Source organism: Sorangium sp. So ce128 (assembly GCF_051525245.1).
Classification (GTDB): domain Bacteria; phylum Myxococcota_A; class Polyangia; order Polyangiales; family Polyangiaceae; genus Sorangium; species Sorangium cellulosum_B.
In genome coordinates, this window is the sequence record NZ_CP150313.1 from 1,933,285 (window position 1) to 1,946,751 (window position 13,467).

Annotated in this window: 8 protein-coding genes; 6 read left to right on the top strand and 2 right to left on the bottom strand. The window is 69.4% G+C overall.

Annotated elements, in window-relative coordinates:
• Positions 1 to 932: 932 nt before the first annotated feature.
• The 5 genes from WME82_RS07475 to WME82_RS07495 all read left to right on the top strand — a co-directional run bounded on the left by WME82_RS07475 (position 933) and on the right by WME82_RS07495 (position 8,391).
• A complete protein-coding gene (locus WME82_RS07475) occupies positions 933 to 1,634 on the top strand; it encodes a hypothetical protein (RefSeq protein WP_438042257.1) in 702 nt (233 codons plus the stop codon).
• Positions 1,625 to 2,662, top strand: a complete 1,038-nt coding sequence (locus tag WME82_RS07480) for a hypothetical protein (RefSeq protein WP_437744802.1) — start codon at positions 1,625 to 1,627, stop codon at positions 2,660 to 2,662. The genes WME82_RS07475 and WME82_RS07480 overlap by 10 nt, the downstream gene beginning before the upstream one ends.
• Before the next feature lie 63 nt (positions 2,663 to 2,725).
• Positions 2,726 to 3,295 (top strand): response regulator, encoded by a 570-nt coding sequence (locus tag WME82_RS07485; protein WP_438042258.1) that lies wholly within the window; start codon positions 2,726 to 2,728, stop codon positions 3,293 to 3,295.
• A gap of 5 nt (positions 3,296 to 3,300) precedes the next feature.
• Positions 3,301 to 6,150: a response regulator gene (locus WME82_RS07490; protein WP_438042259.1), complete on the top strand. Its 2,850-nt coding sequence runs from the start codon at positions 3,301 to 3,303 to the stop codon at positions 6,148 to 6,150.
• A gap of 93 nt (positions 6,151 to 6,243) precedes the next feature.
• Positions 6,244 to 8,391 carry a TonB-dependent receptor plug domain-containing protein gene (locus WME82_RS07495; RefSeq protein ID WP_438042260.1) on the top strand — a complete coding sequence of 716 codons (2,148 nt, stop codon included), beginning with the start codon at positions 6,244 to 6,246 and terminating at the stop codon, positions 8,389 to 8,391.
• Between the two features lie 190 nt (positions 8,392 to 8,581).
• Here the strand turns inward: WME82_RS07495 and WME82_RS07500 are convergent, their stop codons facing one another.
• Entirely contained in the window at positions 8,582 to 9,886 is a 1,305-nt protein-coding gene (locus WME82_RS07500) for an ABC transporter substrate-binding protein (protein WP_438042261.1), read from the bottom strand.
• A 389-nt stretch (positions 9,887 to 10,275) separates the two neighbouring features.
• Here WME82_RS07500 and WME82_RS07505 point away from each other — a divergent pair, with 389 nt between their 5' ends.
• Positions 10,276 to 11,976: a hypothetical protein gene (locus WME82_RS07505; RefSeq protein WP_438042262.1), complete on the top strand. Its 1,701-nt coding sequence runs from the start codon at positions 10,276 to 10,278 to the stop codon at positions 11,974 to 11,976.
• Between the two features lie 106 nt (positions 11,977 to 12,082).
• On the opposite strand, the gene WME82_RS07510 is transcribed toward WME82_RS07505, so the two are convergent.
• On the bottom strand, positions 12,083 to 13,258 hold the full coding sequence (locus WME82_RS07510; protein ID WP_438042263.1) for a hypothetical protein: 1,176 nt from the start codon (positions 13,256 to 13,258) through the stop codon (positions 12,083 to 12,085).
• Positions 13,259 to 13,467: the final 209 nt, after the last annotated feature.

A 13,467-nucleotide genomic window follows, 5' to 3' on the forward strand; every position in this document is an offset into this window, starting at 1 on the left:
GGCTCGCGAGGGTTGCTGTGTGGCGACCCGATGGACTACAATCCCATTGTCGGAGCGATTGTTGGCGGGACGCCGCACCGGAGAGCTGGACGCCACGATCGTCCTGCGCCAGTGGCAAGCGCCAGCAGGAGAGCGCCAGCGGCAGAGCGCCACCAGCAGAGCGCCAGCGGTACGCAAGCGGTAAGTAGAACGAGCGCGACGCGCGAGCTTTCGAGCTCGGTGGCAGGGAGCGAAGGCGCACCCATGGATCCGCTGTTTGTGCATGACAAGGTGAAATTGCCGGACATCACGATGCACCATCGCTCACCATGTAGGTCGACGAGGCATGATGTGTCGCGCGGATCCGGGGCGCCATCTGCTGGTCTCTCGGAGGCGCCATCTCTTGCTTACGCGGTGCGGGGGACATGCCGCCCCTGGGACTCGAGATCGAGCCCTGAGACCGAGGTGCGTGAGGAGCGTGTCAAGCGCTCGCCCCGGTATTGGGCGTGCTCGGCAGCGCCGGCGTGGTCGTGCTGGCCGGCTGCTGGCGGGGGAGCGGCCGTCGGGTGTCGTCACCCTCTCCGGCGTCCCCATTTCGCCAAGCTCGGTGGGACCGCGGGGGCGCCTCCCAGGGGGCGCTTGACAAAAAGGGTTAACCATCGGCTACGCTGCCTACCCATGATGACCGGGAGGGCATGAGCCTGGTGGAAACGAGCTGCAGGCGCTCCACGGGGGCACGGCGGTCAGCGGTCGAGCGGGCCCTGGGGCACCTCGCGTGTCGGGCGCGAATCGCAACCCGCTGGGCATCATCGTGGGTGCCACGAAGTAACCGCGCGGCTCCTCCGGTTCGGTGCGGGGGATTTCGCTCACTCCTCAGCACCCTCGCCGAGCGCGCTTGGCCCGACAGGACCGGAGTTCCGCTTCGCCGGGGGCTCCGAGCGACGCGCGCGCCGGTGGCACTGCTCGCGGCGGCTCTGCTCATCGGGTGCTGCCTTCTGCTGCTCAGCCCGCCTATCACGGCTGGGCCCGTGGCCACGCTCTATGTGTATGCGGTGACACCGCTCCGCGCTCGCGCCCTCGAGCAGAAGATCGAGGAGTCGATGCCCGGCGTCGATGTCACCGTGTTCGGAAAATTGAGCGATTTCAAGGCCGCGCTCGAGTCGGCGCCGCCCGACGCGGCCCTCTCGCCAAAGCCGGTCCTGGCTTCGCTCAATCGGACCGCCGACATCCAGGGCGTGAAGGCGGGGAACGACGCGGAGCAGTACCTCCTGGTCTCGACGAGGGCGCTGACCAAGGAGATGCTCTCCGGTCTCAGATACGGGATCGTCGATCTGGTCGAACGGAAATCGCTCCCTAAGTTCGTAGCCGGGCTGCTGGGTGTGAGCACCGCGCCTGAGGTCCAGCGCGTCACGAAGATCGAAGATCTTTTGCAGCTGCTCCAGTTCCAGACGGCTGATGCGGTCCTCCTCCCCGAGCGATTTCGTTCTGACTTCGAGTCGAGGAGCAAGATGACGTTCACGATCCTCAGCCTCTCGACGGCGAAGGTCGGGCTGGTGGCGGTCACGTTCCTGAGCGAGCGCCAGACGCTGGAGGGCGCGATCCGGAGGCTTCCGAAACACGTGCTGGCCGATCTGGGGGTTGACGAATGGAAGTAAGGTCGACGCGTCCCCTCTCTCGGCGCTCGCTGCTGCGGGCCTCCGCCCTCGCGGGGCTCGCGCTGTCCCTGAGCTGTTCGTCGGGCCCGGCGACACCCGTCGCCAGCGACCCGGCGCCGACGCTCCAGCCGCCGCCTCCGGACGCGAGGCCGGTCATCTCCGTCATCGCCCCCTCGGATCCGCAGCTCGACGACATGCTGAGATCGCTGCGCGTCGAGCTGTCCGGGGAACACCGTGTCATCATCTCGCTGCTGCGCAGCGAGGAGTCGGGCCCCGACCTCGTGGCGCGGATCGTCGCCCGCGATCGCCCGCGGGCGGTGGTGCTGGTCAACAACTCGACCGTGCTCCTGTATCGCGAGTGGGCGCGCACCGTTCCGACCCCGCCGGTCGCGCTGATCCTGATGGCGTCCTTCGCCGAGGAGCTCCAGCGCACCGTCCCCAACTCGGTCGCCATCTCCTACGAGGTGCCGGCGGTCACGGCCATGGTGGGCCTGCGGACGCTGGGCCTCGACGCTCATCGGGTCGGCGTCGTCTACCGCCAGGGCTTCGCGGATCACATCGCGCGACAAGAAGCGCTCATGCACGTCGAGAAGCTGGCCTTCGTCAAGGAAGAGCTCTCGAACAAGCCGCGCGTGCAGGACCTCCGCGCCGCGCTCGTGAACCTCCAGCGGGCGAAGGTCGACGCGATCTGGCTGCCGAACGACAATGGCCTCCTGAGCCCGAGGTTCTTGACCAACGTCTGGCTGCCCTATGTGGACCGGCTCGGCGCGCCGGTGGTCGTGGCCGTGCGTTCGCTCGTGAACGAGCACGCGGAGTTCGGGACGTTCGCTGCCATCCCCGACACCCAGGCGCTCGCGGTGCAAGCGGCGGATCTCCTCTACGAGCTCGCGGACGCCGACTGGAAGCTCCAGTCGTCGGGTGTCCGCCTGCCCATCTCGGTGAAACGCCTGGTCGACGTGAGGCTCGCACGGCGCTTCGGCCTGAATTCCAGTCAGTTCGGCCAGGTTGACTTTCTCATCGGTAGGTGAGCGCGTATCGGGGGGGAATGGAGGCGCCGTGCGATTACCTTTCCAACCGGGCACATGGTCACGATGCGACGGGCCAGCTCGAACCATCGAGCGCCCGGGCAGGCCTGCCATCTGCTGCTCGTCGTGTGGAGAGCGTCGCACGCATGGCTGCCGTCCCTGGAGCGCGCCGTCATGATCCGGGTGCTCGTGATCGATGACGACGAGATCGCTCGCGAGGCGATGCGCGCCGTCCTGGTCAGGGCCGGCTTCGACGTGGTCGAGCTCGCCACGCCCATCGGCGCGACGGCGGTCATCAAGCGAGACAAGATCTCCGTGGTCGCGCTCGACATCAACATGCCGACCATCAACGGCGACAAGCTGGCGAAGCTGCTCCGCGACAACGCGCAGCTCTCGAACCTGGGTATCGTCCTCGTCTCCAGCTGTGATATCGACAAGCTGAGCGCGATCGGCGAGAAGGTCGGCGCCGACGGCATCGTCTCGAAAGCGAAGCTGCACGTCGCGCTGGCGCCGGCGGTCGAGCGCGCGGTGGCCTCGCGCGCCGGGAAGACCAGCCCGCCGCCGTCTTCGTCTGCGGGGTCTTCTGCGGCGTCGTCCTCCTCTAACCCGCCGCCCTCGATGAGGCGCCCAAAGTAGAGTGCATGGCAACCCCGAACACCCACGGCTCGCTCCGCATCAAGCTGCTGCGCCTGATCCTGGGCGCGCTGCTGCTGCTCGGGGGCACCACGCTGCTCGCGAGCGGCGCGCTCATCTATTCGACGGATCGTGCGGTCCAGGCCAAGCGTGAGCAGGAGCTCCTGAGCGGTCTGGAAGAGAAGGCGCGCCTTCTCGGCTTCAATCAGGCGCTGGCCCTGCGCAGCCTGGTGGCGGACAACCTCTTCGGGGATGTCAAGGCGCTCATTCACCAGACCGTCTCGGAGAACAACGACATCGCCTACGGGTTGTTCTTCGACGCGGAGAACCGGGTCTGGGCGGCGAGCGGCCTGGCCCGGGTGCCCGCCTCGAAGGACGCGCCCAGCCCGGCGGCGCCGAACTTCACCGCGGCGGACCTGGAGTCCCTCGGGATCAGCACCGTGCACCCGTCCCGGCTCGCGCTGCGGCGGCGGCAGAACCCCCTGGGCGGGGAGGATGTCCTCGAGGTAGCGGCCCCGGTCATCTCGGAGGGGACCCACGCCGGGACCGTGATCTACGGCATCAGCACGAGGAGCGTCGTCGAGCGCATGGTCCAGGCCCGGGATCTCGCCGCGAACCGGCTCGTGACCACGCTCGGCCTGATCGTGGCGCTGATCCTCGGCAGCGGGGCGGCCAGCTATTTCCTCGTCAAGCGGGTCGCGGTCCACATCACCGAGCCGCTGCTCGCGCTGCGCACGGCGGCGGGGGCCATCGCCACCGGGCTCCGCTCGAGCGCGCCGCCGACCGAATCGCCCATCGTGGATCGGAAGAAGTGGGAGCGCGTGCAGATCACGAGCGGCGACGAGCTCGAGCTGCTCGGAGCGGCCTTCAACAGCATGGTCGAGGCGAACGAGCACGCGTTCGAGGAGCTGCGCGTGAAGACCGAGCAGGCGCTCGAGGCGTCCCGGATGAAGAGCGAGTTCCTCGCCAACATGAGCCACGAGATCCGGACGCCGATGAACGGGATCCTCGGGGTCATCCGGCTCATGCAGAACCAGTCGCTCGACGGCAAGATGCGGCGTTACGTGGAGACCGTCGACGCCTCCGCCAACACGTTGATGTCGATCATCAACGACGTGCTCGACTTCTCGAAGCTCGAGGCCGGCAAGTACGTGGCGCAGCACGTCTCCTACGATCTGCGCCTCGTCATCCAGGAGGTCGCGGAGCTGATGGCGAGCCAGGCGCACGAGAAGGGCCTCGAGCTCGTGTACCGCGTCGAGCGCCGCGTCCCCACGGGCATCGTGGGCGACCCCGACCGGTTCCGCCAGGTGCTCACCAACCTGGTCGGCAACGCGATCAAGTTCACCGATCGCGGCGAGGTGCTGATCGACGCCTCGATCTCTCAGCAGGACAAGGCCACGGCGCTCATCAAGCTCGCCGTGGTGGACACCGGCCCCGGCATCGCGCCCGACGACCAGAAGAAGCTCTTCGCCGCCTTCTCGCAGGTGGACGGCTCGCTGGTCCGCAAGCACGGCGGCACGGGCCTCGGGCTCGCGATCAGCAAGCGCCTCGTCGAGGTCATGGGCGGCGAGGTCGGCCTCGACAGCACGCCGGGGCAGGGCAGCCGGTTCTGGTTCACGATCAGGGTTGGTGTCACGGCCGGAGGCGAGCAGATCCGCTCCGCCGAGTGGGCGAGCGGGCGCCGCGCGCTCGTGGTGGAGAACAGCAGGAGCTGGCGCGACGTCGTGGTGGAGCACCTGGTGGCCTGGGGCTTCGACGCCGAGTCCGCGGCCTCCGGGAGGGACGCGATCAACCGGCTCGAGCTCGCGGTGCTGGAGAAGCGGCCGTTCAGCGCCGCCGTCGTCGGTGTCCAGATGGACGACCTCGGCCTCGAGGAGTTCCTCAGGACCATCCAGTCGGTCCCGGCGCTGCAGACGTTGCCCGTGGTGGCGCTCTATCACATGGGATCGAGCGTGACGTTGAGCGGGATGGACTCCAGCATGGTCACGCAGCTCCCCAAGCCGCTCCGCGTCTCCGAGCTGTACAACACGCTGCAGAGCGCGCTCACGGGCGCCTCGACCCCGCCGCCTAGCAAGCCCGGCGTGGAGCCGGGTAAGATCGCGAGCAAGCTCCCCGTGCTGGTCGTCGATGACAACGAGATCAACCGCTACGTGGCGATGGAGCAGGTCGAGCAGCTGGGTCTGCGCGTGGAGACCGCGTGCAACGGCCAGGAAGCCCTCGAGTGCGTCAAGCGAAATCGGTATGTCGCCGTGCTCATGGATTGCCAGATGCCCGTGATGGACGGGTACACCGCCACCCAGGAGATCCGCGCCTGGGAGCGCTCGAGGAATCGCCACACGGTGATCATCGCGCTGACGGCGCACGCGCTCGTCGGCGAGCGGGACCGGGTGCTCGCGGCGGGGATGGACGATTATCTGGCCAAGCCGGTACGCCCTCAATCTCTGCAGAAGACCTTGTGGCGGCACGTGGTCCTGAGCCGGGACGAGCCTGGGTCGTCGCCGTCTCCCTCCGGCCCCGAATTGGAGGCGGCGCGCGCGCCGGTGCTCGACCCGGAGGTCCCGCGCTCGCGGAAGCTGATCGAGCTCGTCCTCAAGAACGTGCCGGCGCAGCTCGACGGCCTGGAGGGGGTCATCCGGAGCGCCGTGGCTGCAGAGATCAAGGCGAACGCTCACAAGCTGAAGGGCAGCATGCTCTCGATCGGCGCGGCGCGCGTCGCGGAGCTGGCGGAGAAGATGCAGCTCGCCGCGGGTCAAGGCGAGCTGCCGCAGGCGGGCGACCTCGCGCGGCTACGTAACGAGTTCGACTCCGTGAGCGCTGCGCTGAAGGAGGAGCTCGCCGCGACCGCCAAGGCGACGTGACGATCGCGCCGAATCGACGATGGACGAATGTCTGGAGCCCACTGAACCCGCATGATGCTTGCCTCACTCGAAACCCGGTGGATGGTTGCGCTGGTGATCGCTTCGATCCCCGGTCTCGCATGGGCCCAGCCGACGACCGCGACGGCGCCGGGAGCGCCGAAGGCGGTGGGGGGTGAGCGCCGGAACGACGCGCTCGAGGACGTCGACCTGCTCCGGCTGCTCGACGTCGAGGTGTCCACTGCCACCAAGACGCTGGAGACCCTCGACGACGCGCCCGCCATCATGACGGCGATCACCGCGGAAGAGATCCAGCGCTGGGGATACACGAGCGTCGGCGAGGTGCTGGAGCACGTCGTCGGGTTCTATCTCATCGACGACCACATCCTGCCGAACGCCGGCGTGCAGGGGATGACGGGCGGGCTGGGGGCCGAGAGCGGCGGGATCAAGGTGATGATCAACGGGCGATCGGCGGCGTTCCGGACCACCAGCGGCAACTGGCTGGGCACGGAGCTGATCCCGCTGTCGGCCATCAAGCAGATCGAGATCGTCCGTGGTCCGGCGTCGGCGCTCTATGGCGCCGATGCGTTCCTCGGGGTCGTCAACATCATCACCCTCGATCCGGAGGACATTCCCTTCGTCGACGGCACGGTGCAGGTCGGCGTGACGAAGGACCACCCGCGCGGCCGTTTCGACCTCGTGGGCGGCATGTTCACCGACCGCTTCGAGATGATGCTGACGGCCGCGGGGGAGCTCGATGATCGAAGCGGCCTGGAGATGCCCACCCTGTCCCCGGCTCCCGTCATCCCGCCCTACAACGCGGGGCGCCTGGACGCCCAGAACCTCGAGCGCATGTCGGGGGTCGTCGGGGCGCGCATCGGGTTTCGCAATCCCGAGCGTGGGCATCACCTCAGGCTCAGCGCGTACTGGTCAGGCCTCCGGCGCGGCGGGGATTTTGCGCAATGGGCGCAGCTCACCGGCGGGACGGACGACGAGGGGAACCGTGCCGGCACGGTGATCAGCCTCCAGCAGCGTCGCGTGGCGGTCGACGGGCTCTTCCAGCTGAACCGGGAGCTCGCGTTCGCGGTGCAGGGGATGTACTTCCAGGGTGGCGTCCTGCCGGACGACCGCATCGACGTCGCCGGCGGCTGGTACTACATCGAGCGGCGCATGGCGTATCGCGGCGTGGACGCGAGCGTCGAGGCCCGGTGGATGCCGTGGGACCGATTCAACCTGATATTGAATCTGGAGTCCGTCTACGACAAGGAGGACCTGCCGTCCTTCCGTCGGGTCACCAAGGAAACGAAGCAGTCCTTCGGCTCGCCGGAGCGGGAGCAGCAATCGGCCGAGCTGGTCGACATCGGGGCGCTCCTTAGCGCCAACCTCAAGGTGCTCGATCCGTGGCTGAAGGTCACGGGCGGGCTCCGCTACGATCACCACAGCAAGTATGGCAATCAGCTGACCGGTCGGTTCGGGGCGACCTCGCACCTGGGAAAGACGGTCGTGGCCAAGCTGCTGTACGGCAGCGCCTTCAAGGCGCCGTCCCCGTATTTGCTCTTCGCCGAGCCCCTCGTGCCGGGCGACGTGATCGGGAACGAGCGCCTGTCGCCTCAGCTCATCCACACCGTGGACGCGGAGCTGACGTGGAGGCCTGCTGTCTGGGCCTCGGCGAGCACGGGGGTGTCGTACAGCCTCTTGAACGACAAGGCTGAGTTCGTCCCGCGGGGCATCAACCAGACGGCCCTGAACATCGCCAGCCAGAAGTCCTTGATCTGGGCGACCCGCGCCGAGCTGCGCCACGGCGACGCCTTCGGGGGCTACGGGTCGTTCGAGACCGTGCACTCCACCCGGGACTCCGGCCAGGTGGGGTACCAGGCGGATCTGGTCGGCTCGTCGATGGTCGCCTACCCGAGCTGGATCGCCCGCGCCGGCGCCTATGTGAAGCTGCCGTCGCCGAGCTCCGTGCCGCTGGAGCTCTCGACGCAAGGGATCCTCGTCGGGCCCCGGCAGTCCGCGGAGGCGAGCACCCTCGAGGCCGGCGGCGCGTTCGAGCTGCCCACGTACTTCAGGTGGAACGCCAGCCTGGTCGCGCGCAACCTGTGGATCATCCCGGGGCACGAGACGACCCTGGCCGTGCGCGCCAAGAACATCCTCGGCACCTTCGGCCCGGATCCCGGGTTCTCTGGCTTCGAGTACCCGCTCGCGCCGCGCGAGATCTTCTTCGAGCTACGACACCGTTACTGAGCTGCACCGCTCTGGAGCGACGGTCACCCGCTTCGGATACGGGCCCACCTCGGCGTTTTCGGTGCTCAGCGCACCGGAGTGCGCTTGCGCGCCGAAAACGCCGATCTGGGCCCGTCTCCTGTGCGGGTGACCGCCGCTCTGCTGCCGCTCTGCTCTGCATGGTGCAGAGGTGGGCGGAAACCGCCCTAGATCAGTGCTGGATCACACACCTGGCGTCAAAGTGATCGCCATCGACGAACTTGTCGCCTTTGATGGTCCACTTTTGCATGATGTGATTCTGGCTCGCCCCGTAGGTGTCGAACTCGTATTCGGCGGCCGCCCCGATGTAGCGGAGCGGGGTCCCCGCGCGGAGCTTGGCCATCGCGGCGTTCAGATCCCACCACAAGGCCACATCGTTCTTGGGGTCGTTGAGCTCGAGGATCTTCTGCCGCAGCTCATTCCCGGACGTGATGATCTGCCCGGTGGTGGCGTACCCGTACACGAGGCCCATCGCGATGAGGACGACGCCGTCGTAATAGAAGTGCGCTGCGGGGAACGGCACCTCGTCGTTCCACCGGCGGGAGAAGTGATAGGTGAAGGCGTCGGCGTTCCAGTGCGTGCAGCTGAGCGCCTCCCCGGTTGGGTCGTTGGGGTTGGGGCTGCACTCGCTCCGCAGGCTGAGCGAGGGCGAGACCCCATAGGAGTTCTCATCGAGGGTGCCTTGAGGGATGTTGGCGAGGAACACCTCGGTGTGCAATGCAGGGCCGAGGAGCCATCTGCCCGGACGCCCGTGGACGGTCCATTCGGTCACGATGGTCGAGGCGGCGGCGGGATAGGCGGCCAGCAGCGTGCGGCCGGCCGTCCGTTCTGGGTTGAAGGCGGCTTTGATCTTGTCCTTGTACGTCTGTGCGCCCGGCTTGAACGTCACCGAGGGGAGGATCCTGCCCTGGAGCGCCGCGAAATGGGTCGTGAACTCGGTGCTGACGGCGGTGTTGTAGTCGTCCCGCGCGGAGAGGCTATTGGCAGTGCGGACACCCTCGCTAACGATGTATTTCGCGAGCGCGCAGCCGATGCCGAACGGGGAAGGGGCGAGCCTCACCCTGCCGCCGTCGTCCTCACGGCGCGCGATGGAGGGCGCGGCATAGCTTGGCAGCATGTGGAGAAGGTTCTCCTTCTTCACCTCGATCGCGATGTCGCGGGCGAGCTCGTTCTCTTCGGGTCCTACCAGGTAGCGGACATCATCCGTGTAGATCAGCGAGAGCAGCTGGTCGAGCCCGCGCGCCTGGCTCGAATGGCTGTCTCGGCTCACGATGTCGAACGGCCTCCCTTCGAGCCCCCCCGCCGCGGTCAGGTCTTCGACCGCGAGCAACATGGCTTGCTCGAGGTTGCGGCCGACGGCCGACTCGCCCCCGGAGAAGGGGAGGAGGGCCCCAATTTTGATGGCGTTCTCGGGCTCATCGGGCTCATCGGGCGCCATCGACGAGCAGGACGCCGAGAGCAGGGACGCGAGTCCCACAATCAGCCCGGTCTCCACACAGCGCGTGCGTCGCCTGCGAGCACCCAGCCACGCGCCGGCTCGATGGAGGCAGTCCCGAACGGTAGGCATCCCAGTGTACATGGTTGTCCTTCTAGACGATGACATCGCATTGAGGGCGGAGCTGTCAAGGGCCGTGGGTGCGATGTGCACCACAAGGTTCGCTGTTTGCGTTTAGCGATCGATGCACGTAGAACGCGGCTGTCGGGCCGTGGTCAGAGCGTGACCGAGAGAGAGGGACCCCGGGTGGGGCCCCGGCCGCGGCGTCGTGCCGTGGGCGGCGCTCAGGTTGCGCCCCCGCTCGGATTGTGATGGACGCCCGCCGCTCCTCCGCGAAACCTTTGCGGACCGCCCGTGTCCAAGGAGACGTGATGCCCTCCAACCTTCGCTCGCACTTCGCCTTCAACGCCCTCGCCGCCGCGATCGGGCTCTCCCTCGCGGCCTGCGCCGGGGCGCCTCCGCCCGCGCCGAACGCGCCGGTTTCGCCGGGCGACGGTCGTCCGGCGACCCCGCCGCCGGCGCCGCTCCCGGAGGAAGAGGCCTTCGCCGTCCACGGCACGCTCAAGGACGAGTGGCTCCCGATCCTGAAGCCGGCGCCCTTCGACCCGAAGACCGCGCTGGTCCCCCCGGCGCCGGCCGGCGTGCCCGCCGCGCCGCGCGCCTGCGAGGCGTTCGTGCGGCGCGCCGCCGTCGCGCCAGCCCAGCCCTGCGGCGACGCGCAGGGCGCGATCGATGCGCTCGACGCCGCGCTCGCCGAGGACGACGCGGCGAAGCGCGACGCGCGGCTCGCGGGCGTCGAGGCGTGCGCGGGCCTCGAGGCGGGCCTCGCGCGCGCGCTCCGGGCCGAGCTCGCGCCCATCACCTGCGGCGACGCCATCGCCGCGCCGCTCCTCGAAGCGCCGCCCGGCGCGCTCCGGGGCGACCTCTACCAGGTGCTGCTCGGCCTGACGCTCTCCGCCCGGCTCGCGCGCACCGCGACCGAGCCGCCCACGCTGCGGCCGCCCTACGATGTCCAGCGCGTCCTCGCGTTCACCAAGGGGCCGCTCTTCGCGTGGGTGACGGAGCAGGCCCGGGCGATCGAGGATCTCGGGCGGCGCGGCGTCGAGCTTCCGTTCTACGCGAAGGGCATCGTCGCCGTGGAGTCCGGGCGGGCCGACATGCGGCTCGTCGAGGCGGTTCGGTCCGCGCCGCTGCCGGACGCCATGCGGAAGGACGCGGAGCTCGCGAACGTCTACTACGGCGAGCTCGATCAGCTGCTCGATCCCTGGAAGGCCCGCGGCCGTGACGCCGCGCTCGTCGGCCTGCGCGAGCTCTCGTCGGTCGGCGTCCTCCGCGACGCCCGCGTCGACGGCGCGCGCGAGATGCTCTCCCGCCTCTACGGCGGCCGGCGCGTCGACGCGCTGGACGCGCTGGAGCTGCCGCCGCTCGCGGCGGGCAGCCCCCCCTCGTCGGCCGTCGAGCGGCTCGCGGCCCGGCTGCCGACGTACTACGCGGGCCGCCTGATCGCGCCCGAGGCGGCGGCGCGGCCCGAGCTCCTGCGCGTCCTGCTCGGCCGGGGCGTCCCGCTCCAGCACCGCGCGGCGCTGCGCACCGCGCAGCTCTCGCCCGAGTCGAGGCTGCTCTATGCGAGGGCGCGGCTCGAGCTCGGCCGGCTTTACTGGCGGGCCGTGGACTTCGATCAGGCGACCGCGCTGCTCGCGGCGTGGCCCAAGGACACCCCGCGCCCCGCCGAGGCGACGGCGCTGCTCGCTGTCGCGCTCGGCCTGCGCAACGGCCCCGAGGACGCGGCGCTCATGATGCGGCGGGCGCCGCTCGCGGGGCTCGGCCTGGGCGACATCGCCGCGCTCGACTGGGTGGCCCGCGCGAAGCCCGCCTCGGCGTACGCGGGCATCGCGGCGTACGACGCGGCGCTCATCAAGCAGATCGCCGCCCCGCAGGGCGCGGAGGCGAGCTACTGGTCCGACGTGGCGGCGCGCTTCCGCGAGGCGCAGGCGCTCCTGACGGGGCCGCTGTCGAAGTCGGCGGAGGAGAGGGCGCGGGCGGCCGACGAGATCGCGCGGGCGGCGCGGTAGGGGCGGCGCGCGCTGGGTGGCGCGTCGGATCGCCGAGATCGGCTCCTTGCGAGCCCGCGCCGCCGGTGCCGGCCGCCCTACCCGAGGCGTTGGCGCTGCCAGCGATCTACGGATCGATGATCCAAGGACCGCCCGCGCCGCCAGCGCCGCCCGCGCCGTCGGTAGCCCCGTCGCCGCCCGCGCCGCCGGTAGCCCCGTCGCCGCCCGCGCCGCCGGTAGCCCCGGCACCGCCGGCTCCCGCGCCGCCGCCGCCCTCCTCGTTACCGGGGATGGAGCCGTTGCCCGCGCCGCCGGCGCCGTTTCCGGGATCCACGTACGGGCCCGGGTCGATGACGCCGCCGCCGATCGCGGCCAGATCGTAGATGAGGTCGGTATCGAAATAGACACCGATTGGCCTGTAGGCGATGCCAGAGCCCACGACGACGGTCTCTGCTGCATTGTTCTCCCAGTTCCAGCCGACGGTGCTGACGATATCCCAGGTGTATTGCTGGTAGACCGGATAGGCCGAGACCCGCGCGAGCGCGGCCGTGGGCACGAACAGGACCGAGGTCGCGTCGAGCGCGACGGTCGCGCTCACGTTGAACCCGACGGCCTTGGAGATCTGCTCGTTCGACGGCACGCAATCGTCCAGCGGGCCCGGTGTGGGCTGGGCGCCCGGGGACGTGTCGCCGCCCGACGTGGCCGAGGAAGGCTGAGGACCCCAGGTGCCGCCGCCCGGCATGCCTGGCGCGGGCTGATAGCTCCAGGCGCCGCCGCTGCCCGGCATTCCCGTCGAGGGCTGAGGGCCCCAGGTGCCGCTCGGCATTCCCGGCGCCGGCTGAGGGCCCCAGGTGTCACCGCCGCCCGGCATGCCCGGGAAGGGCTGGAAGACCCCGAACGGGTCGTCTTCCGAGAGTGCCGGGAAGGGCCAGAGGTTGTTGCGCGCGCGGCTGCCCGTCGTGCGCGCCGCTGGCTCGGGATTCGTGGGGGTGATGGTGTGCACCACGCTCACCGACGGCGAGACGCTCGCCGACACGGAGACGCTGAGCGTCCGCGGGCCGAACCCCTCCGCCACGCGGAGCAGGTGGGCGGCATCCTCCCAGTGGAACGTCTCCGGTAGAACGAGGACGTTCGTGATCGTCTGACCGAAACACAGGGACTGCCGGGCCTCGCCGACTCCGGCTCGTACGCCGCTGTCCGCGCGCTCGGGTACCTCGGACGCCTCGCGCGGGCTCACGCAAGTGATGGATGGAACGAGCATCATCGCCGTACCGAGCACGAGCTTCACGTCAGGAACGAACATGTGCACTCCCCTGGGTTGCAATCAACGCAGCGAAGAGACGAAGCCGAGCCGGCGTGCAGAGCGCCGAGGAGCCGATGGTCTCCCTCGGCCTCCCGAAACCATCGCGCAAACGCGGCAAGCACCCTGGGTCCAGGGGCGCGACCAGCTCGATGTGCATCGAATGCATCTCCAACGACCATGGATGCAAGAAGCGGGGATTGGCCGTGTGG

What these genes read in the sequence shown, in the direction of transcription:
- WME82_RS07490 (WP_438042259.1), top strand. Translation starts at nt 3,301, where the DNA reads ATGGCAACCCCGAACACCCACGGCTCGCTCCGCATCAAGCTGCTGCGC.
- WME82_RS07485 (WP_438042258.1), top strand. Translation starts at nt 2,726, where the DNA reads ATGCGACGGGCCAGCTCGAACCATCGAGCGCCCGGGCAGGCCTGCCAT.
- WME82_RS07480 (WP_437744802.1), top strand. Translation starts at nt 1,625, where the DNA reads ATGGAAGTAAGGTCGACGCGTCCCCTCTCTCGGCGCTCGCTGCTGCGG.
- WME82_RS07510 (WP_438042263.1), bottom strand. Translation starts at nt 13,258, where the DNA reads ATGTTCGTTCCTGACGTGAAGCTCGTGCTCGGTACGGCGATGATGCTC.
- WME82_RS07505 (WP_438042262.1), top strand. Translation starts at nt 10,276, where the DNA reads ATGCCCTCCAACCTTCGCTCGCACTTCGCCTTCAACGCCCTCGCCGCC.